Origin of the sequence: Promicromonospora sp. NPDC023987 (assembly GCF_040639055.1) — a bacterium.
Lineage (GTDB): Bacteria > Actinomycetota > Actinomycetes > Actinomycetales > Cellulomonadaceae > Promicromonospora.
On sequence record NZ_JBEZZF010000085.1, the window covers coordinates 1 to 21244 of the forward strand.

Here is a 21244-nt window from a genome sequence, read left to right on the forward strand (position 1 = left end):
GACTCGGCGTACCAGGTACGCCGAGTCAGGGCCGCAGTACCCAGTCGGACCGCCCGACCCCTTGTGCTGTCCCATTCGTCGGGATAACGTATTCCCGGGATAACGATATCCCGACTCACGACGAGGTGACGACAGCGCGGCCCGGGGCCGCGCTCGGCCCGCAGAGCTGCGGCCGTGGAAGGAACACGATGAGGCAACGCACATCCAGGCTGCGCTCAAGAGCCGCCGCACTGCTCACCACGGCGGTCGTCGTGGTCGTCGGCATGATCCCGGCGCCGTCGGCGGTGGCCGACGGCGGCGGCCGCACCGAGCTGCCGACCCAACCGGCGGTCGAGATTCACGAGACCCTGAGCGACGCCGGGTTCGCCCACCCCGGTGTCGGTCTGACCGCCGACCACCTCACGAACATGCAGACCCAGGTCCTCGCCGGCGTCGAGCCGTGGGCGAGCTACTACGACGCCATGACCCGGACCAGGTACGCCGCCCGGGACTTCCGGGCGTCGATCCAGGGTCCGACGGACGACCAGCCGACCACCGCCGCGTACGACAACGCGAGCATGCGGAGCCGGCAGCACGGCGACAGCCTCGGCGCGCTGACCCAGGCCCTCATGTACCTGGTGACCGGCGACGAGGTCCACCGGGCGAACGCCCTGCACGTCATCCGCACCTGGTCCAGCCTCGACCCCGACGGGTACGAGTACTTCCCCGACGCGCACATCCACACCGGCGTCCCGCTCTACCAGACGCTGGTCGCCACCGAGATCCTCCGGTCCACGGAGCCCGCCCAGGACGAGCTCGACGGGTACGACCTGCGCTGGACCGAGCGCGATCAGCAGCGGATCGAGGACAACCTCGTCCACCCGGTGCTCGACACGTTCCTCTACTCACAGAACCGGCTCTGGAACCAGCACCTGTACGGAGTGATCGGCATGGTCGCGGCCGCGATCTTCCTCGACGACGCCGAGCTGTACGCCGAGCGCGTCGAGTGGTTCACGGTCAACGCCGGCTACGAGAGCGAGCACACGATCAACGGCGGGGACGTCAACGGGTCGCTCGCCTCGCTCTTCCGCACCATCGACGCGGACGACCCGCTCAACCCCTACGGCAAGGACTTCGTCCAGCACCTGGAGATGGGCCGCGACCAGGCGCACGCCGAGGGCGACGTCGACATCCTGACGGCGCTCGCCCGCATCGTGCACAACCAGGGCACCCGGATCGACCCCGCCCACGGGACCGTCTCGACCGCGCCCGACGCCGTCAGCCCGTACGCGTTCCTGGGCAACCGCATCCTCGAAGGAGGCGACGTCTACACCGCCTTCATGATGGGCGAGGAGCCGCCGTACGTCGACGTCTCCGGGGGAGCCGGGAAGCTCGCCGAGGCCTACCGCGGACGCCTGCGCGAGCCGCTGAACGAGCTGTACTACCAGTACGAGTACGTCGCGGGTGTGGACGTCGAGCAGGAAGCGCCGCACGTCGCGGAGTTGCACCGGCAGGGCGACGGGCCCCTGTACCGCTACGGGTCGGGGATCTCGAACTTCTGGAACGAGAGCGGCTCGGACTTCACGGGTGCCGAGTACTGGGTGGCGTTCCCGCCCGCGCTCGCCCAGGAGGACGTGACGGTGCCCGCGGTCGGCGACAGTCCGCAGCTGCCCCTCGAGCAGTTCGGTCACACCCTCGGCAAGGGGGCCAAGCAGCTGACCGACGATGCCGGGCAGAGCTTCGTCAGACTCGACGCCAAGAAGGACGACGCGCGGGTGGCCGTGCGTCGCGTCGTCTACCCCGACCGCAGCCGCACGGCGCTGGTCGGGCTGCAGGTCCGCACCCGGGGCACTGCGACCGTCGAGGTGTCCAGGACCTCGTACGGCGCCCCCTTCACGACCGTCCAGCTCCCCGACACGGACGGGCGCTGGCGCTACGTCTGGTTCGACGTCGCCGCGGCGAAGGTGCCCGCAGCCGGAGCCAACCTGGTGGTGCTCCGCGCGACCGGCGGCAAGACCCACGTGGACGTCGCGGGCCTGCTCGCCGACGCGAACGCGGCCATCGACCCACCGGTGTTCGACGACGGCACGTCGCTGGACGTCGTGGCCGTGGCCGGCGAGCCCTACACCCGGGACCTCGGGGTGACCGACCCCGACGGCGACTTCTCCCTGGCGCTCCAGGACGCGCCGCGCGGCGCATCGATCTCGCCCGACGGCGGGTTCGAGTGGACGCCGGACGACAGGCGCGGCGTCGTGCACCTCGTCGTCGTCGCCTCGGACGACAAGGCCGACACCGCGTTGCCCGTGACCCTCACCGTCGCGCCGGACCGGGCGGCCGCGGTGGCGGCGCTCCTGGACGGGCTGCGGGAGCCGGCGGCCTACACCACCGCCACCTGGACGCCCGTCGCCGAGGCGCGCGCGCGCGCTGCCGCCCTTGGCGGCGCGGAGGGAACCGACCCGGCGGAGTTCGGCGTGCTCCTTGAGGACCTGCGGCTGGCGGTCGCGGGCCTGGCGCCGCTCTCCCCGCGCCTGCCGGACGGCACGCTCGACTACTCCCGCATCGTGTCCTCGGACCAGATCACAGCGACGACCCTCGCGGCGCTGACCGACGGGGACAACCAGACCACCTGGGGGGACCTGCGGGTGCCGAGCGTCGTGCTCGACCTCGGGCCGGGCTATCGCGTCCGGGCGGAGGGCTTCGGCTTTCTCGCGCGGGACACGTTCGCCAACCGGGCCGAGGGCACGAACGTCTACGGGTCGTCCGACGGCCGGACGTGGACGCTGCTGACCGAGCACCCGAACGCCGGCGACGACACCGAGATCGAGCGGGTGTCCGTGCGCGAGGCGGAGCGGGACAGCGTGTTCCGGTACCTCAAGCTCCAGGTCGACGAACCGGGCGCGCCGTCGGACCCGGCGTACCCGGGCATCTGGAGCCTGGCGGACTTCCGGATCGACGGGACACGGATCGAGGCAGGCCTCGACGTGCTGCTCGCCGAGGCGCAGGCCGCTGACCTGGCGGGGTACTCGCGTGCGTCGGCGGTGCGGTTCTCCCGGGAGATCGAGGCGGTCGGTGCCGCCGTGGAGCCGGGAGCGGACGAGAAGGCGCTCGCGCAGCGCGTCCTCGAGGCCTGGGACCTGCTCGAACCGCCGACCCCCGAGCTCGCCCCCGTGTCGCAGGCGTGGGTCACCGCGAGCACGCCGTCGTGGGACGGCAGCAGGGACGCGGCGGCCAACGGCTGGGCGATGTTCGACGGTGATCCCGCCACCTTCACCGACACGAAGGAGGCCGGCGGCTGGGTCCAAGCGGTGCCCGACGACGGCAGCACCTTCCACGTCGAGTCCGCGCGATACCTGCCCCGGTCCGGCCATGCGAACCGCGCGGAGGGCGTCCAGCTCCAGGGTTCCGACGACGGCGGCCGGACCTGGCGGACCTTCGCCACGATCAGCGGCGCGACGGCGGCCTGGGGTCAGATCGACCTGCCCGAGCCCGTCGAGGCGGAGGCGGTCAGGGTGCTGGCCGGCTCCGGCAACACGAACCTGGCCGAGGTGGAGCTCGTCACCAGCACCGTCGACCGCACGGGACTCGACCTGTACCTGGCGGAGACCGCGGACCTCGCCGGCGAGGACTGGACGACGGCGTCGTGGCAGCGTCTCGCCGCCGCCCGCGAGTCGGGCCTCGAGCTCCGCTCCGCCGGCGCCACGCCCGACCAGGAGGAGGTGGATGCCGCAGCCGACGAGCTCGCCGCGGCCGTTGCCGCACTCGAACCGGCCTGAACGAGGCCGTCCGTAGTCAACGACGACAGAACGGAAGCAACGATGACCACACATGCAGAGCACCCGGACGGCGGGCGGGAGGGCGCGTCACGCCGGGCCTTTCTGGCGGGTTCGTCCCTCGCGCTCCTGGCCGGGACGGTCGGGGCCACGACGGCGGCACGGTCCGCGTTCGCCGCGCCGGCGAGCCCGCACGGCGCCCCGGCCGGTCGTGCGGCCGGCCGCACGGCGAGGGCCGCCGCGTACGCGCACCCCGGCATGCAGCACACGGCCGCGCAGCTCTCAGCGGCTGCCGACCACGTCGCGGCGGGCGCCCAGCCGTGGACGGCCGGGTGGGACCGCCTGGTCGCGAACGGCCGGTCGGCGGCGACGTGGCAGCCCCGCCCGCTCGCCGACGTGATCCGGGGCGGGACCGGCGAGAACTACGCCCAGATGTACCCCGACATCCACGCGGCCTACCAGAACGCGCTGCGGTGGCACGTCTCGGGCTCCGATGCGCACGGCGCGGCGGCCTCGCGGATCCTCAACGCCTGGTCCGGCACCATGCGGTCGCTGGGCGGCAACGCGGACCGGTACCTGGCCGCGGGGCTCTACGGGTACCAGTTCGCCAACGCGGCCGAGCTCGTGCGGGACCGGTCGGACTTCGACCGCGGGCGGTTCGCCGACATGCTGCTCGGCATCTTCCACCCGATGAACGAACAGTTCCTGACGCACCACAACGACGCGGTGATCACCAACTACTGGGCCAACTGGGACCTGTGCACCATGAACTCGGTGCTGGCGATCGGGATCTTCACCGACCGCTCGGACCTGGTCCAGCGCGCGGTGGACTACTTCGAGGACGGCGCAGGGAACGGCTCGATCAGGCACGTGGTGCCCTTCCTGCACGACGTCGACGGCGGCCTCGGACAGTGGCAGGAGGCGGGCCGCGACCAGGGGCACACCATGATGGGCATCGGCCAGCTGGGTGCCTTCTGCGAGATGGCCTGGAACCAGGGCATCGACTGCTACGGGTACGACGACAACCGGTTCCTCAAGGGGGCGCAGTACGTCGCCAGGTACAACCTCGGGAACGACGTCCCGTTCACCGACTACACGTGGCAGTCCGGTCCGAACACGACCCCGCCGCACGTCGGCTGGTCGACCCATACTGAGGTCAGCTCCGACAGCCGGGGCCAGCTGCGGCCGGTATGGGCGTCGGTCCTGGCGCACTACAGCGGGCGCAAGGGGCTCGAGGCGGGGTGGGTCGCCCAGATGGCGCAGCGCGTGCGTCCCGAGGGCGGGGGCGGCGACTACGGCTCGACGTCGGGCGGGTACGACCAGCTCGGGTTCGGCACGCTCATGTACTGACCCGCGACCCGGGAGGGCCCGCCGTCACCGGGGCTCCGACGCCAGCGCGACCAGCCGCTCCGCCTTGAGCTCGGTCTCGTGCCACTCGGCGGTCGGGTCGGAGCCCCAGGTGATGCCGGCGCCGGTGCCGAACCGGAGCACGCCGCCTGTCCCGTCGTCGGCCCACCAGAACGTGCGGATGCCGACGGCGAGGGAGGCCTCGCCGTCGGCCACCCAGCCCACCGCGCCGCAGTACGGGCCGCGGGGGACGGGCTCCAGCTCGCCGATGATCCGCAGCGCGCTCGACTTCGGTGCGCCCGAGACCGAGCCCGGTGGGAACGTGCCGGCCAGCAGCCGGCGCCACGGCTCGCCGGAGCGGACGACGTCGTCGGACAGGGTGCCGCGTACGCGCGAGACGAGGTGCACCAGGCCGGGGTGCTGCTCGACCGCCAGCAGCGAGGTGACCTCCACGGTGCCGGGGCGGCAGACCGTCTGCAGGTCGTTGCGCACGAGGTCGGTGATCATCACGTTCTCGGCGCGGTCCTTCTCGGTGAGCCCGTCGGGGGTGCGGGCGGTCCCCTTGATCGGACCCGACTCCACGACGGTGCGGGTCCCCGGCTCGTCCCGCACGGACAGGTACAGCTCGGGGGAGGCGCTCACGACCCACACGGGGTCGAGGCCGGTGGTGGCGGGCACGTGGACGGCCGCGGCATGCGGTGCGGGGTTCCCGGCCGCGAGCCGGGCGGCGAGCGCGCGGGCGTCGGGCTCGGCGCCGGGCGCGCCCGCGAGCGGCGCGGACAGCACCCGGCACACGTTGGCCTGGTAGACGTCGCCCTCGCGCACGTGCTCGCGGACCCGTCCGACGGCGGACTCGTACGCGGCCCGGTCCATGGAGGAGGTCCAGGCGTCGGCCGGCGGACCGTGCCAGGTGGTGGCGGACGGCGCCGCGGCGTCGTGCACCTGGGCGAAGCGCCACGCGCGGGCCCGGCCCCCGGGGCGCGTCCCGGAGCCTGCCTCGAAGTCCGCGACGACGAACCATGTTCCCGTCGCGAGCCGCTCAGGCTCGGCCAGGACGTCGATGCACTCGACGGCGTCGGTCGCGAAGCGCCCGGCGAACTGTGCCCAGCCGGTGTCCCCTGTCACGTCGGACGGAGATGTGACGGAGGATGAGCGGGACGGAACCGCTGGAATCGTGCGGTTTGCGGGCGGATGGGCCGGACTGGGAGACACGGGACAACCGTACGGCGGCGCGTGCGATTGGACGGTTCGCCCTCCCGTCGATTAATGTTCAGATCACGCCGGAACACCGGGGGAAACCCCAGGATGCCCGGCTTCGCGGATGTAGCTCAGTGGTAGAGCATCACCTTGCCAAGGTGAGGGTCGCGGGTTCAAGTCCCGTCATCCGCTCGGAACGCCGCTCTCGTAGATATTCGGCTGATGAGAGCACCCAGGGTTGTAGGTTCGACCGGGCGGTGGGTTGGCCGAGTGGCGAGGCAGCGGCCTGCAAAGCCGTATACACGGGTTCGAATCCCGTACCCACCTCGCAATGCAGCACGGGCGATTGGCGCAGCGGTAGCGCGCTTCCCTGACACGGAAGAGGTCACTGGTTCGATCCCAGTATCGCCCACCACGCACGACAGGCCCTCTGGTCGGCGGAAACGCTGACCGGAGGGCCTTTCGCGTGTCTGGTGCTGGGTCGCCACTCCGAGCGCGTGCGGCTTCGCGGCCCTTATGGCTCGACGCAGCCGGGCGGCAGTATCTCTAGTCGCCCGCCCCGTCGCGCTCGCTCCATCGGGCGAAGCTCTGGGCCTGCCCCTCGTGGATGCCGCTCACCCATTCCCAGCCGGGCTTGGCCGAGCCGATCCGCGGGTCGTCGGGAGTTCGACCGTCACGCAGCGCGTGGAGGTACGCGCGATCCAGGTCGATCCGTGCGCGTATCTGGTCAGCTCCGCCGACGGCGGACCCGTGGCCCGGGACGAGCGCATCCACGTCGTACGTGGTGTCCTCCAGCAGCCGTAGCCCGACGAGGTACTCCTCGACCGGGTCGTTGGCGTCGCTGAAGCTGTCGAGCATCGGGGGGAAGACATCGGACAGCATGTCGCCGGCGACGAGGACCCCGCTTCCCTCGACCAGCAGCGCCGCATGTCCAGGGGAGTGTGCGGGGTGCTCGATGATCCGGACGTCCGGGCCGTCCCACGGAATCCGTGCGGTCCCGGTGGGCAGGCTGGTGATGAGGCCGAACAGGTCCAGCGGCACGTCGCCAGCGATCTCGGGCGGCAGGCCCTCGGCGGCGCGGGCCTGCCAGCCCGCCTTCGACCGCAGCTCTTGCATGTCGGCCGCGCAGCGAGCCGTGCCGTAGCGAGGCACCTCGCCGAGCTCGGCGTGCCAGAGCACGTGGTCCCAGTCGGGGTGCGTCGAGAACCCCGCCACGACGGGCAGGCCCAGCTCGTGGAGGTCGTTCGCGAGGCAGGCCATCTCGGAGCCGGTGATCCCGGCGTCGACGAGCAGCACACCAGCCCGGCCCTGCACGACGACCGAGTTGTTCCGGAGTAGCTCGCTCTGGTGGACCAGCACGCCCTCCACGACCTGCGTCAGCATGGGGTCTCCCTCCGCTCGTGGCTTGCAATCGCTTGTCGAGCCCGTGCGGTGACTCAGCCACCGGCTCTCGGCGGGCCGTCGAGCACCGTGGGGACGTACTCCAAGAGCTGGAGCCGACCGTCGAACGTCCGGCTCTCGACCAGGTCGAGGGTGACGTCGGGGTACCCGTCAAAGATGCGCTCCCTCCCGGTGGCGCCCGTGATGACGGGAAAAACGACCACCCGGAAGCGGTCCACCAGTCCTGCGCGCAGCAGCGACCGGCACAGAGTGAGGCTGCCGATGGTGCGCAGGGAGCGCGGGGAGCTCTGCTTGAGGTCGCGCACGGCCTCGACGGCGTCCCCGTCGACGAGCTCGGTGTTGGTCCACGCGAGCGGCGCCTCCAGCGTCGAGGAGAACACCACCTTGGGAAGCGCGTTCATCTCAGCGAAGCCAGGATCGTCAGAGCTCTGGGCGGCGAACCCGGACATCAGGCGGTACGTCGTCGCGCCCATGAGGGCGGTGTGCTCGTACTCGGGTCCGGAGCTGACCCAACCCAGATACTCGGGTCCCTCCATGCCCCAGAACCCGGGCCAGCCGTCCGCGGCCGCGTAGCCGTCGAACGAGATGATGAAATCGACCATGAGGTCCGGCACCGGTCACTCCTTCGCTGTCGCAGGTGCGTCGTCTCAAGGGTGACCGGTCGCGCGACGAGAACTCATCGGTACCTTGACGATGCGGGCCCGCTGAACTACTGCGTCGTGTAGTGCTCGATGCTCATCACCAGGACGACGCGGTCGGGGCTGTCGGCGGGCGGCTGGAGGTTCGGTGCGCCGTACCGCTCGCCGAGCTCGACGTAGAAGGCGCCGGTCGGGTCCGGGATGGTCTCGATCAGCCTGCCGCGCACCTCGACGTAGTTGAGCACGTTGTCGCTGTTGATGATCGCGAGGCTCATCGACGAGTTGTGCTGCAGGTTGCGGTACTTCGCGCGCTTCGTGGTGTGCGTGAAGCGCAGCGTCTCGCCGTCGAAGGCGAACCACATCGGATTGACCTGGACGGTGTCGTCCGGCCGGATCGTGCCGAGGAACGCGTAGTTCGGTGCCTCGAGGAGCGGGATCAGGTGGGCTGGGATGACGTCGGTCGCACTCATACCGCTGAACATAACCCGGTACGACCCCGGGGACGCGTCGCAGGTGGCGCCGCCATTTTCGATTGGACCGGCACACCGTTTGTGAACTACTCTTCCGGAGTTCCACCATGGGGGCCCGGAAGGGTTCGAGCTGGTGGCAACGCGGATGTAGCTCAGTGGTAGAGCATCACCTTGCCAAGGTGAGGGTCGCGGGTTCAAGTCCCGTCATCCGCTCGAACCCGCATTTTGTGGGGAGCACGGTGGGTTGGCCGAGAGGCGAGGCAGCGGCCTGCAAAGCCGTACACACGGGTTCGAATCCCGTACCCACCTCGGGCGATTGGCGCAGCGGTAGCGCGCTTCCCTGACACGGAAGAGGTCACTGGTTCGATCCCAGTATCGCCCACCAGCACGGCAAGGCCCTCTGGCCAGCGGAGACGCGGGTCAGGGGGCTTTTGCGTGCCTGGTGCTCAGCCAAGGAGCGGGTTGGCCGCCCCGGAACCACGCCACCGTCTCGTCTCAACGTGGCTGCTGGCCGGTCGTCAGCCGGTCAGGGCGATACCTCGGATGCCACGACCTGCTTGATGCCGAGCCGACCCAGGAGGCGGGAGGTCTCGTCGCCTGTCAGGCCGGCGTCGAGCAGGTCGAGCCAGGCGGGCAGCTCGCCCGATTCGAGCGCGCGGTGCTCGGTGGGGAGCCCCGGGCGACGCACGGTGACTGTCGTGGCGGTGACGGTGATGTGGCGGCCAGGCAGGTGTCTGGCGGCGACGAGGCCTCGTGTGAAGTGCGAGCCCGGGAAGGTGCTCGTGTAGTGGTGGCCGATGACGATGTCCTCGGGGACGACCTTGAGCTCATCGGTGGTGTGCACGAGCTCCCAGGCGTCGCCTCTGTCGCGATAGAGCCGCCAGGCGGTCGGCTCGTCGGTCTGCGTGATCCGGAACCGCCAGCCATCCTGGACCTCCTCGTGCCCGTCGACGAGTGCGATCGGGCGCAGGAGGCTCATGCCGAACCCGGGGTCGCACAACAGGCGCAGGCCGTCCAGGACGACCTCCACGACGAGGTGGGTGCGCCCGAGAGTCGTGCTCGATGCCGCGTCGTGCACGCGGGCGAGCCGCCGTAGCACCTGGTAGCCGAGGCGCTCAAGAGCGGCGGCGAGCAGCGTCGAGTGCTCGAAGCAGTAGCCGCCGCGTCGTTGCACGACGAACTTTTCCTGCACGGTTTCGAGCGCTACGCCCGAATGCTGCTGGAGCAGTACATCGACGTTGTCGAAGGTGAAGGTGCGTACGTGCTGCTCGTGCAGCTCGTCGAGCGCGGTCCGGCTCGGGGCCTGTGCCGACAGGCCGAGTCGAGCGAGGTAGGCGTGCAGATCGAGCTGGTCGAGCCGCCACACGTCGGTCGTCATTGCTCAGCCCCCGCACCGACGGGGACCGGCTGCTCGCGTGCAGCGCGCAAGGCTCGCCCCCACCACAGCACCTGGTCGAGCATCGAACGCATTGCGCTGTCCGGTCCTGACGAGTTGAGGAGGCGGCCGGCGTCGTCGAACAGGTCCCATGCCCGTACGAGCGTGACGGCCTGGCGGACGGTGACTACCTCGAGCTCGGCGAAGACCTGGCGTAGCTGCTCGGCAGACCGGGCCCCGCCCGCGCCCCCACCGTAGGAGACGAGGCCCAGCGGTTTGGCGCGCCACTCGCCCTCGACCGTGTCGATCGCGGTCTTCAGGAAGCCTGGGTACCCGTGGTTGTACTCGGGCGTCACGACGACGAACGCGTCGGCCGCGTCGATGCGCGAGCGCAGGAGGCCGGTGTCGCCCGAGCCGTCGAGGCCCGTGGGCAGGTCGAGCTCCTTGAGGTCGAGCACGTCCAGCGAGATGCCGTCGTGGGCGAGGATGCGCTGACCGGCCCAGGCCGCGACGGTCGGTCCGAACCGGTCCAGACGCACGCTGCCGATGATGAGTGTGACCCGGAGGTCCGTTGTCGAGCTGAGCAAGGTTCTCCTCACTTCGGGGTGGGTGCTGTGCTGGTGCGGACTACGAGCTCGGTGGGAAGCGTGACGCGGGTCTGGGTGAACGACGGGTCGAGGAGCATCCGCCCGAGCGTCCGGCCCTTCTCGCGGATCGGCTGGTGGACCGTCGTCAGCCCGGCCAAGGCGGCCTGTGGGACGTCGTCGAAGCCAGCCACCGAGATGTCGGCCCCTGGCCGTAGGCCGCGCTCGCGGAGCTGATCGAGGATCCCGAGCGCCAGCGTGTCCGAGGTGGCGGCGATCGCCGTGGGGCGCGTGGTCGTCGCGAGGACGGTGTCGGCAGCCCTCCGTCCCGACTCCTGGGTGTTGCTCCCGGCGGAGATGACCGTCAGGTCGGCCGTTCCCAGTCCCTCTCGCAGTCCATCGACCCGCAGGCGGGCGTACGGAAAGAGGTGGGTGTCGTCGGGGGCGACCGCCGGCTCGCCGTCGTCCATGCTGTCGGTGACGACGGCGACCCGCTGGTGGCCGAGCGAGCGCAGGTGTTCGCCCAGCTCGACGGCCGAGCCGCGGTCGTCGACCAGAACGCATCGCTCACCGGTCCCTTCCGCCGTGCCGACGACTGGCACGCCGCGCTCGGCCAGCACCCGCAGGACGGGATGACCTGGGTGTACGCCGTCCGCGATCGCACTGTCCAGCGCCGCCCGGCGAGTTCCCTGAACCAGGCTCAGCTCCTCGTCGCGGGAGTAGGACCGCGACACCTCGTGCGGACCTACGGGCAGGAGCAGCAGGTTGGACCCTGTCCCCGCCGCGACCTCGGCAAGGCCACCCAGCAGGGCCGTGCAGTACGGGTCGTCGAAGGCATACGTGAGGTCCTGTGCGAACAGCATGCCGATCGAGCCCGTACGGCGACTGCGCAAGGAGCTCGCACTCGGGTTGGGGCCGGCGTAACCCATCTGGGCAGCGAGGTCCAGGATGCGCTCGCGGGCGCCCGCGGAAAGCTGCTCGGGTCGGTTGTAGGCGTTCGAGACGCTGGCGGGGGAGACGCCGGCGGCAGCGGCCACGGCCTTGAGGGTGGGTCTGGTGTTCATGCCACTCACCTCACTACTTGAACGATTTAGTTGATCGTTTCAGAGGCCATGACCGCTGTCAACCACCTTGTCCCGGCAGATCGAAGTGATCAATAGCGAACAAGGTATTGGTGCATATGGCCGGTGGGGATAACGTATCGCTCAGTAATCGCGCCTAAACAGACAGAAACGAACATCGACGTCGATGGTCACCGAGTGCAACTCAAAGGAGACCTGCACCGCGCCCGCCGCGAGTCCTCGAACGGCTCGCAGGGCTGCCCTCGCGTGCCCTGCGGCGTCGATGAACACTTCAACGAGGAAGGAAACATCATGAGACGCAGACGCGTGTCAGCAGCGACCATCGCGGGGATGCTTGTGTGTGGCGTCGTCGGATCGTCGCTCGTCGTGGGAGGAGCGACGGCGTCGGCAGCGGGATCGTCCAGCGCCGCCGCGGTCGCCGCCACCGAGACCACGGAGATCACCGTCGACGGTGACGACGTCGCCGCGGACAACGTCAACGGCCTGACGTTCAAGGGCTTCGGCGTGCTCAGCGCCAACAGCACCAGCGCCCTCCTGATGGACTACAAGTCCGAGCAGCCCGAGAAGTACGCGGAGCTGCTGCAGGTGCTGTTCGGCGGCGAGCACCCGATCATGCACCACGTCAAGATCGAGATGGGCGACGACCGCAACAACTCGACCGGCTCCGACGTCGCGACGATGCGCACGCCGGACGAGCCCGCCAACGTGCGCAGGCACCCCGGCTTCCAGCTCGCCGCGGACGCCAAGAAGGTCAACCCCGAGCTCAAGGTCTCGATCCTGCGCTGGAACGCCGTGCCCTGGGCGGACACGAACGAGAAGATCTACGACTGGTACAAGAACACGATCCTCGCCGCGTACCGCGACTACGGGTACATGGTCGACTACGTCAACCCAGGCGTGAACGAGCACAGCGCCGACCTGGAATGGACCACGGAGTATGCCGAGCGCGTCCGCACGGACGACACGGGATACGTGAGCGACGACCCCCGGCTCGCGGGCTTCCGCAAGGGGGAGGCAAGGCTCTTCCACCAGATCGAGGTGGTCATCTCGGACGAGGTGGGCACCGGCACCTTCGGTGACGAGATGGTCGCCGACGCCTCGCTGCGCGACGTCGTCGGCGCCTCCGGGTTCCACTACAACACGAACGACGACGCCGCAGGCAGCTTCAAGCGCCTGGCGGACGAGCTCGACGAGCAGATCTGGAACAGCGAGGCGCAGGCCACGTTCAGCAACTCGTCGTTCCGGCCGAACAACAACACCGCCGACCCGAGCGTCGAGGGCACCGGCCTCGGCGGGACCGGCAGCTCCCTGGAGATGGCGAACACCATCGTCAAGGGCTTCGCGAACTCCCGGCGCACACACTTCATCTACCAGCCGGCGATCGGCTCGTTCTACGAGGGCGGGCAGTACTCGTACAAGGAGCTCGTGGGCGCTCGCGACCCGTGGTCGGGATGGATCCACTACGACGCCGGGCTCGTGGCGCTGCAGCACTTCTCGAACTTCGCGGTGACCGGCTGGGAGGACTCCCGCAACCGGTCCGGGATCTGGCGTGCGGTGCCTGCGGCGTCGGGCACCACGGCTACCGGGACCAACCCGGTGAACGGGCGCAACGGCGGCCCGAACTACCTGACCCTCGCGGCCCCCGACCGCTCGGACTTCTCGACGGTCCTCGTCAACGACTCCGAGACGCCGCGGACCTACCGGATCACCCCGGAGGACCTGGACCTCGGCCGCAAGCCCTCGCTGGCGGTGTGGGAGACCCGTGCCGCGGAGGACGGCGAAGCCTTCGACGCGCGGTACAAGCAGCACGTCGGTGATCTCTCCGCGGACGCCGAGGGCGCCTACTCCGTCACCGTGCAGCCGTACTCCATCACCACCGTGACCTCGCTCGACGTCAGCCGGGACAAGGCATGGACGACGCCGCTGCCCGTCGAGGGCGAGCGCACGGTGCTCGATGCCGGCGCCTCCGGCGACGCCGCGAAGGACGTGCTCTGGTCCGACGACTTCGACTACACGGACAAGAAGGTGCGCACGATCCGCAAGGGTGGCGGGCTCCTCGGCAGGACCGAGGACTTCGTCGACTCCCGCGGTGGGGATACCGGCGCGATCCCGCTGTACACCTGGGACCGCAACGGCTCGTTCGAGGCGTATCTGGCCGACGACGGCGAGCGGGTCCTGCGCCAGCAGGTCGACCGCGAGGGCACCGGCGTCGGCGGCGCGTGGAACAACGGTGAGCCGATCACCGCCGTCGGCGACCGGCGCTGGAGCAACTACCGCGCGACCGTCGACGTCCGCTTCGAGCGCGGCCCGGGTGCGGACAACTACGCCGCCCTCGGAGCCCGCTCCAGCGGCGGTGACACCTCCCACGACCTCCGGGGTACGCCCTACGCGCTCAAGCTGGTCTCCGACGGGCGCTGGCAGCTCAACCGGCTCGGGACTGTTGTCGAGAGCGGATCCGTCGCGACCGACGGCTGGGACGCCGGTGCATGGCACGAGCTGTCCGTGCAGGTGGCGGGCGACCGGGTCACGGGATGGGTCGATGGCGAGCAGGTGTTCGCCTGGACCGACGACGCCCCGATCCTGTCCGGCTGGGTCGACCTCGCGAGCGGTTTCCACTGGACCCAGTTCGACAACTTGCGCGTCGAGCGCGTGGCCTCCGATGTGCCGTACTACGGCGAGTACCTCGACGGCCACGAGATGACCGACCTCGCCGACCCGGCGGCGACCAAGCTCGCCTACGACGGCGAGTGGGCGCACGCCAACGGCAAGAGCATGTTCGAGTACGGCCGGACGTCGTCGATCAGCCAGGGCGCCGACGCCTCGGTGAGCTACACGTTCACCGGCTCCGGGCTGGACGTGCTGGGGCCGAACGACGGGTCAGCACGCCTGGACGTGACGGTGGACGGCGAGCCGATCGCGATCAACGCCCGAACCCGTGCGTCCGACCACTACCAGCAGACCTTCGAGCTGCGTGGTCTCGAGTGGGGCGAGCACACGGTGACCCTCACCGTCGCGTCCGGCACGCTGAACGTCGACGCCGTCGGCGTCGTCTCGGCCCCGGCGTCACAGCCGGCCGACGGCGGGTCGCTCCGCAGCGCTCTGGAAGCAGCAGAGGAGATCGAGCGCACCGACGACTTCACCGACCTGGACTGGGCGGTCCTGCAGAACGGGATCTCGGCCGCTCGAGCTGCTCTCGCCGACCCGACGGCCTACCGGCTCGACGGCCAGGGTGCGGACCACCTGGTGTCCCGGCTCGAGACGGCGTCCGCGCCGGTCGTGAACCGGATCGTCAGTCTCGAGGAACCCCGGATCGCTACCTACGTCGGCGAGGCGCCGCCCCTGCCGGACACGCTGACCGCCGAGCTCACCGACAGCAGCACCCGCGAGGTGCCCGTCGACTGGGGCGTCGACGAGGCCGCGTTCGACGAGGCGTGGGCGACCGCGGAGGTCCGGGGCTCGTACGGCCCGGTGACCGCGACAGCGCACGTCGAGGTGGTGCCGCGGGGGACCGTCGCCTTCGGTGACGTCAACGCGACGAGCGGCAGCACGCTGGGCTACGACTCGCCCGCCTACGGTGCGATCGCCGGCCTGGTCGATGGCGGGGTCGGCGGCGGGCTCGTGAACGAGGCGCCCGACCAGGTGCGCACGGACGGCTCGGCCTGGGGGCACTGGGCGCAGGACGCCTCGGGCGACCGGGCCATCAGCTACAAGGGAGTCACCGCAGGCGAGTACGACAAGACGACGACCACGGGCATGTACACCGAGAACCAGGTGGGTGCCGAGGTGTCGTACACCTTCACGCTCCCGGCGGGCTCGTACACGCTCGTGGCCGGCTCCCACTCGTGGTGGCCGGGCAACAGCAGGAGCGCGGACGTCCTGCTCGACCACGACGGCGAGAGCCACGCGGTCGGCTCGGTCACGCTGGACTCGGGCAACCCGAGCGAGGTGCTGAGCCACGACGTCGAGCTCGCGGAGCCGGGTCCGGTGACGATCCGGCTCCGGGCGACGAACACCCAGTCGCCCATGCTGTCGTGGGCGGCGGCGGTAGCCCGGTAACCCCCTCCGTTGAGTGCTGGGTATCTGTGCCGCGAAACCGATTCAGGAGCACAGATGTCCAGCACTCAACGGAGAAGAGCGGGGTCAGCCGACCAGGCGGGCGCGTAGGGCTCGGACGTGGCCCGGGGTCAGACCGCCGTGCGTGAGGTACGCCTCGATCGAACCGTGCCGCGTGCGCAGGTGCTCCAGCGCCTCGATGATGACGTGCCGGGTCGGCGGGATCTCGCGTCCGGCGGGTATCTCACGGTCCTCGGGGAGCTCGGCGTACCGGGGCGCCAGCCGTTCGTTGGTGAGCTCGTAGTCGTCGGCGAGCGCGTCGACGTCGGCCCCGACGATGCTGAGCGCGAGCGCCACCACCAGGCCCGTGCGGTCCTTGCCCGCGACGCAGTGCACGAGCACCGGACCCTCCGGCGCGTCCGCGAGCGCCGCGACGGCGCGCGCGAACAGGTCGGGGCGCCGGTCGAGCAGCCCCGTGTACAGGTGGACCCACGGCCCCTCCTCGGGGTCGTCGGGATCCTGGACGGGGAGGCTCAGGTAGCCGGGGTGGTCCGCCAGCAGGCTCGGCCACTCCTCGTTCTCCCACGGGCGGCGCAGGTCGATGATCCGCGCCAGGCGGAAGGCCGTGGCGGCGGCGACGCCGTCGTCGGTCAGGAAGCTGGGGGAGTCGGAGCGGACCAGGGCGCGCTCGCGTATCGTGCCGCCCCCGGTGAGCGGGAGCCCACCCAGGTCACGCACGTTGAGACAGCCGGGCCAGTCGAGGTGGAGCGGTGTGTAATCCGTCACGCCGGGAGGTTAGCGTTCCGGCGCGTCGCCGTGCAGGGGTGTCTTGCCCTTGCGCATCTCGACGGCGATCTGCTCGGCGTCCAGCAGGTCGAGGGCGTTCCCGAGCTGGGCGGAGTCGTAGGTGCCGGTCGAGCGCGCGGCGAGCAGCTCCTCGCGCTGGGCGGCGATGGTCGCCAGTCGCAGCTCCCGGTACTGGATGAAGCGCTCCTTGGTGAGCACCGCGTCCTCGTCCTGCGACTCGTGCTCCCGGAACATGTCCTTGCGCACCCGGATCACCACGCGCTCGTCGTACGGCGTGCCGTCGGGGCGGACGGGTTCGGCGAGGAAGGCGCGGGCGGCCTGCTCGGTCTCGCGGCGCAGGGCCGGGAGGTCGTCAGCGGTGTCCTGCCCCACCAGGCCGAGCCGCCGGGTCACCCAGGGCAGGGTGCTGCCCTGCACCAGGAGGGTGCCGACCGCGACGCCGAACGCGACCAGGATCAGGAACGACCGGTTCGGGGTCTCCGCGGGCAGGGTCTGCGCGGCGGCGAGCGTGACCACGCCGCGCATGCCCGCCCAGACCAGGAGGGTGCCCTCACGCCAGCCGAGCGGCCTGGCGAGGTCGTAGTCGATATCGGCGGTGCGGCGCCGCAGCATGCCGCGGATCCGCTCCTGGCGGGCGGCGGGCGACCGTCGTCCGTTGCCGGCGGCCGGCTCGGGGGGCCGGGCAAGGGCCACGGCGGCCCGCTGGTCCAGGCGGTCCTGGATCCCGGTGAGGGCGGGGCGCACGGCTTCGCCGCGCCGCGCCCGGCGGGCTTGGATGCCGATCAGCGGCGTGACGAACGCGGCGCGCACCACGAGTACGGCGACCCCGGTGATCGCCGCGACGACGACGGCCTGCCTGAGCGAGCCTCCGCCGGCCTCCACGTCCTCGATCAGGTCGAACAGCTGGATCCCCATCGCGAGGAAGACGGCACCCTCGAGCAGCAGCTCGACGGTGTGCCAGTTGGACCGCTCGGCGATGCGGTCCTGGGGGCGCAGGAACCTGGCCGACCCGTTGCCGGTCACCAGACCCGCCGCCACGACGGCGACCAGCCCCGACGCGTGCAGCTCCTCCGCCGGCAGGTAGGCGACGAAGGGGACGACGAACGACATGGCAGTGCTGAGCGCCGCGTTCCGCAGGCGCTTGCGCACCTGCAGGCCGACCCAGCCGACGGGTACGCCGATCGCGACGGCCAGACCCGCCGCGTAGGCGAAGTCACCGACCACCTCCCACAGGCTGACCGACGCCGCCGTCGCCGCGATCGCCGAGCGGAGCAGCACCAGGGCGGACGCGTCGTTGAGCAGCGACTCGCCCTCGAGCATCGTGACGCTGCGCGGGGACGCCCCGAGCCGCTTCACGATCGAGGTCGCCACGGCGTCGGTCGGGCTGACTATCGCGCCGAGGGCGATGGCCGTGGCCAGGTCGATCCCGGGGATCAGCAACCGGAACAGCAGCCCGAGCAGCACCGAGCTGATCACGACGAGCGTGATGGACAGGCCGCCGATGGCCGTGAAGTCGCGCCGGAAGTCCATCGACGGCAGCCCGACCGCCGCCGAGTACAGGAGCGGGGGCAGCACGCCGCCGAGGATCAGCTCGGGCGGCACCTCGATCGCCGGCACCCACGGCAGCAGGCTCACCCCGGCGCCGAGCACCACCAGCACGAGGGGCGAGGCGACCCCGGCCCGGGGTGCGAGCGCGGTGACCGCGATGATGACGGCCGCGGCTGCGACGGCGATGGTCAGGTACTCGACGGACTCCACGGACTGACGGTACGAGACGCCGGTGGCCTCCGCCGAGCATCGTGCTCCGGATCACTGTCCGGCACGCGCCGCATCCGCGCTGCCGTGCGGACCTCTGCGGGTGCGCGTAGGTTCGAATGGGCGGCGGGACCCCGTCGCTCGCAGGGGGTGCACCATTCGTGTGCCTATGTCGAGAGGATGTCACCATGGGGCTTTTTGACAAGGCCAAGGAGTTCGCGTCCGACCCGGACAACGTCGCGAAGGCGAAGGAGCAGATGACCGACGAGAACGTCGGCGCCGCTAGCGACAAGCTCAAGGAGTTCGCGCCCGACCAGGCAGACGGCGCCATCGACTCGATGGGCGAGCGGGCCCGCGAGTGGGGCGGCGCCGAGGAGCCGGCGCAGCAGGAGGGCGAGGGTCGTGGCGAGGGCCGCGAAGGTGGCGGCGGCCGCGACTGACGGTCGGTACGATCGAGGGGCACTGTCGGCGACGACGGTGCCCCTCGATCAGTTTCCGTGACCATCCCATAGGAGCACCGTCGTGTCCGACGTCGCATCGCCGCCCAGCCCCACCGCACTCCCTTCGGCTGACACCACCACGGAGGCGACGAAGACCACGGCCACGACCACCGGCGTCGAGCTGTACGCCGATCGCCGCGACGTCGTCGTGGTGCGGGTGGACGGCGAGCTGTGGGACCTCGACCGGGAGATCCCGGCCGGACGCGTGGTCGAGCCGGTGACCGTGGGCGAGCCGGACGGCCTCGCGGTGCTGCGGCACAGCGCGGCGCACGTGCTGGCGCAGGCGGTGCAGCAGGTCAACCCGGACGCGAAGCTGGGCATCGGCCCGCCCGTGACCGACGGCTTCTACTACGACTTCGACGTCGAGACGCCGTTCACGCCGGAGGACCTCAAGGCGCTCGACAAGATCATGGGCCGCATCATCAAGGAGGGCCAGACGTTCCGCCGTCGGGTCGTCACCGAGGACGAGGCCCGCGCCGAGCTGGCAGGCGAGCCCTACAAGCTCGAGCTGATCGGCCTCAAGGGCTCGTCCGCCGACGCAGCCGAGGGCGCCTCGGTCGAGGTCGGCGCCGGCGAGCTCACCATCTACGAGAACGTCCGGGGCGCCGGCCGCGAGAGCGAGACGGTCGTCTGGAAGGACCTGTGCCGTGGCCCCCACCTGCCGAGCACCCGCCTCATCGGCAACGGCGTGCAGCTCCAGCGCTCGGCGGCCGCCTACTGGCGCGGCAGCGAGAAGAACCCGATGCTGCAGCGCGTGTACGGCACGGCCTGGCCCACCAAGGACGAGCTCAAGGCGTACCTGGAGCGCCTGGCCGAGGCCGAGCGCCGCGACCACCGCCGGCTGGGCTCCGAGATGGACCTCTTCAGCTTCCCGGACGAGATCGGCTCGGGGCTCGCGGTGTTCCACCCCAAGGGCGGTGTGATCCGCAACGCCATGGAGGAGTACTCCCGGCAGAAGCACATCGAGGGCGGCTACGAGTTCGTCTACAGCCCGCACATCACCAAGGAGAAGCTGTACCAGGTCTCCGGCCACCTCGACTGGTACGCGGACGGCATGTACCCGCCGATGCACCTCGACGAGGAGCTCGACGACGACGGCACCGTCCGCAAGCCGGGGCAGAACTACTACCTCAAGCCGATGAACTGCCCGATGCACAACCTGATCTTCGACTCGCGGGGCCGGTCCTACCGCGAGCTGCCGCTGCGGCTGTTCGAGTTCGGCACCGTGTACCGGTACGAGAAGTCCGGTGTCGTGCACGGCATGACGCGGGCCCGCGGCTTCACGCAGGACGACGCGCACATCTACTGCACGCGCGAGCAGATGAAGGACGAGCTCACCGCGACGCTGACCTTCGTCCTGAACCTGCTCAAGGACTACGGCCTGGAGGACTTCTACCTCGAGCTGTCCACGCGCGACCCGGAGAAGTCCGTGGGCTCCGAGGAAGCCTGGGACGAGGCGACCCGGACGCTCGAGGAGGTCGCGACGGCGTCGGGCCTCGACCTGGTGCCGGACCCGGAGGGCGCGGCCTTCTACGGCCCCAAGATCTCGGTGCAGGCGAAGGACGCGATCGGCCGCACCTGGCAGATGTCCACGATCCAGCTGGACTTCAACCTGCCCGAGAAGTTCGACCTGCAGTACACGGCGGCCGACGGCTCGCGGCAGCGCCCCGTCATGATCCACCGCGCCCTGTTCGGCTCGATCGAGCGGTTCTTCGCGGTGCTGCTGGAGCACTACGCGGGCGCGTTCCCTGCCTGGCTGGCCCCGGTCCAGGTCAAGGCGGTCCCCGTCGCGGACGCGTTCGACGACTACCTGGCCGACGTCGTGACCCAGCTCAAGGCCCGCGGCATCCGCGCGGAGGTGGACTACAGCGACGACCGGTTCGGCAAGAAGATCCGCAACGCCGCCAAGGAGAAGGTGCCGTTCACCCTCATCGCCGGGGGCGAGGACGTCGAGGCCGGCGCGGTGTCGTTCCGGTTCCGGGACGGGACCCAGGAGAACGGTGTCCCGGTCGCCGACGCGATCGAGCGCATCGTGGGTGCGGTCCGCGACCGCGTCCAGGTCTGACGGGCGCCTGATGGTCGTCATCGGATGAACACGGAGCCCGCACCGGAGTCGTCGGCGGGTTTCGGCCCGCCGGGCGACGGACTGCAGCGGCTCTGGACGCCGCACCGGATGGTCTATATCGGCGGGCAGGACCGGCCCACCGACTCGACCGTCGAGACCTGCCCGTTCTGCCGCATCCCGGAGGGGGGGGAGGCGCGCTCGCGGCGCGAGGAGCGGGGCGC

The 21244-nt window shown here is 70.7% G+C and carries 14 protein-coding genes, 6 tRNA genes and 1 pseudogene; 12 read left to right on the plus strand and 9 right to left on the minus strand.

All coding sequences use genetic code 11. The annotated features are described in order from the left end of the window. Window positions 1-188 precede the first annotated feature (188 nt). Window positions 189-3752 carry a discoidin domain-containing protein gene (locus AB0F40_RS24590; RefSeq protein WP_357474062.1) on the plus strand — a complete coding sequence of 1188 codons (3564 nt, stop codon included), beginning with the start codon at window positions 189-191 and terminating at the stop codon, window positions 3750-3752. A 42-nt stretch (window positions 3753-3794) separates the two neighbouring features. Continuing rightward, window positions 3795-5099 (plus strand): alginate lyase family protein, encoded by a 1305-nt coding sequence (locus AB0F40_RS24595; RefSeq protein ID WP_357474065.1) that lies wholly within the window; start codon window positions 3795-3797, stop codon window positions 5097-5099. 24 nt (window positions 5100-5123) lie between these two features. On the opposite strand, the gene AB0F40_RS24600 is transcribed toward AB0F40_RS24595, so the two are convergent. Then, the gene (locus tag AB0F40_RS24600; protein ID WP_357474068.1) at window positions 5124-6221 is read right to left on the minus strand and encodes a chorismate-binding protein; all 1098 of its coding nucleotides are present in this window, start codon (window positions 6219-6221) and stop codon (window positions 5124-5126) included. Between the two features lie 192 nt (window positions 6222-6413). On the opposite strand from AB0F40_RS24600, the gene AB0F40_RS24605 reads away from it, so the two are divergent. The 3 genes from AB0F40_RS24605 (at window position 6414) to AB0F40_RS24615 (ending at window position 6708) form a co-directional block, all read left to right on the plus strand. Further along, window positions 6414-6485 (plus strand) — tRNA-Gly (locus tag AB0F40_RS24605). 64 nt (window positions 6486-6549) lie between these two features. After that, a tRNA-Cys gene (locus AB0F40_RS24610) sits at window positions 6550-6620 on the plus strand. 13 nt (window positions 6621-6633) lie between these two features. After that, window positions 6634-6708 (plus strand) — tRNA-Val (locus AB0F40_RS24615). Window positions 6709-6839: 131 nt separating this feature from the next. Here the strand turns inward: AB0F40_RS24615 and AB0F40_RS24620 are convergent. The 3 genes from AB0F40_RS24620 to AB0F40_RS24630 form a co-directional block, all read right to left on the minus strand. Next, the gene (locus AB0F40_RS24620; RefSeq protein WP_357474071.1) at window positions 6840-7676 is read right to left on the minus strand and encodes an MBL fold metallo-hydrolase; all 837 of its coding nucleotides are present in this window, start codon (window positions 7674-7676) and stop codon (window positions 6840-6842) included. 53 nt (window positions 7677-7729) lie between these two features. Further along, window positions 7730-8308, minus strand: coding sequence for a dihydrofolate reductase family protein (locus AB0F40_RS24625; protein ID WP_357474074.1), 579 nt, complete (start codon window positions 8306-8308; stop codon window positions 7730-7732). A 95-nt stretch (window positions 8309-8403) separates the two neighbouring features. Next, complete coding sequence (locus tag AB0F40_RS24630; RefSeq protein ID WP_357474077.1) at window positions 8404-8802, minus strand: PPOX class F420-dependent oxidoreductase; 399 nt, start codon at window positions 8800-8802, stop codon at window positions 8404-8406. A 141-nt stretch (window positions 8803-8943) separates the two neighbouring features. Between AB0F40_RS24630 and AB0F40_RS24635 the strand changes: the two genes are divergently transcribed. The 3 genes from AB0F40_RS24635 (at window position 8944) to AB0F40_RS24645 (ending at window position 9187) form a co-directional block, all read left to right on the plus strand. Continuing rightward, a tRNA-Gly gene (locus tag AB0F40_RS24635) sits at window positions 8944-9015 on the plus strand. Window positions 9016-9040: 25 nt separating this feature from the next. Then, a tRNA-Cys gene (locus tag AB0F40_RS24640) sits at window positions 9041-9111 on the plus strand. 1 nt (window position 9112) lies between these two features. Further along, window positions 9113-9187, plus strand: a tRNA-Val gene (locus tag AB0F40_RS24645). Between the two features lie 141 nt (window positions 9188-9328). Here AB0F40_RS24645 and AB0F40_RS24650 read toward each other — a convergent pair. From AB0F40_RS24650 to AB0F40_RS24660, 3 genes are read right to left on the minus strand one after another with little or no spacing between them, the layout of a single operon-like run. Further along, complete coding sequence (locus AB0F40_RS24650) at window positions 9329-10180, minus strand: arylamine N-acetyltransferase (RefSeq protein WP_357474079.1); 852 nt, start codon at window positions 10178-10180, stop codon at window positions 9329-9331. Next, on the minus strand, window positions 10177-10764 hold the full coding sequence (locus tag AB0F40_RS24655) for an NAD(P)H-dependent oxidoreductase (protein ID WP_357474082.1): 588 nt from the start codon (window positions 10762-10764) through the stop codon (window positions 10177-10179). The genes AB0F40_RS24650 and AB0F40_RS24655 overlap by 4 nt, the downstream gene beginning before the upstream one ends. A gap of 8 nt (window positions 10765-10772) precedes the next feature. Next, a complete protein-coding gene (locus AB0F40_RS24660) occupies window positions 10773-11825 on the minus strand; it encodes a LacI family DNA-binding transcriptional regulator (protein WP_357474085.1) in 1053 nt (350 codons plus the stop codon). A gap of 309 nt (window positions 11826-12134) precedes the next feature. Between AB0F40_RS24660 and AB0F40_RS24665 the strand changes: the two genes are divergently transcribed. Beyond that, the gene (locus AB0F40_RS24665) at window positions 12135-15899 is read left to right on the plus strand and encodes an Ig-like domain-containing protein (RefSeq protein ID WP_357474088.1); all 3765 of its coding nucleotides are present in this window, start codon (window positions 12135-12137) and stop codon (window positions 15897-15899) included. Between the two features lie 84 nt (window positions 15900-15983). Here AB0F40_RS24665 and AB0F40_RS24670 read toward each other — a convergent pair whose 3' ends face one another. Further along, window positions 15984-16682 (minus strand): tyrosine-protein phosphatase, encoded by a 699-nt coding sequence (locus AB0F40_RS24670; protein WP_357474091.1) that lies wholly within the window; start codon window positions 16680-16682, stop codon window positions 15984-15986. 9 nt (window positions 16683-16691) lie between these two features. Then, complete coding sequence (locus tag AB0F40_RS24675) at window positions 16692-18461, minus strand: sodium:proton antiporter (RefSeq protein ID WP_357474094.1); 1770 nt, start codon at window positions 18459-18461, stop codon at window positions 16692-16694. 185 nt (window positions 18462-18646) lie between these two features. Between AB0F40_RS24675 and AB0F40_RS24680 the strand changes: the two genes are divergently transcribed. The 3 genes and pseudogenes from AB0F40_RS24680 to AB0F40_RS24690 all read left to right on the plus strand — a co-directional run. Further along, complete coding sequence (locus AB0F40_RS24680; RefSeq protein WP_357474097.1) at window positions 18647-18898, plus strand: hypothetical protein; 252 nt, start codon at window positions 18647-18649, stop codon at window positions 18896-18898. 82 nt (window positions 18899-18980) lie between these two features. Continuing rightward, window positions 18981-21023, plus strand: a complete 2043-nt coding sequence (gene thrS, locus AB0F40_RS24685) for a threonine--tRNA ligase (RefSeq protein WP_357474100.1) — start codon at window positions 18981-18983, stop codon at window positions 21021-21023. Between the two features lie 24 nt (window positions 21024-21047). Beyond that, window positions 21048-21244, plus strand: a pseudogene (locus AB0F40_RS24690) (HIT family hydrolase); the annotation flags it as partial.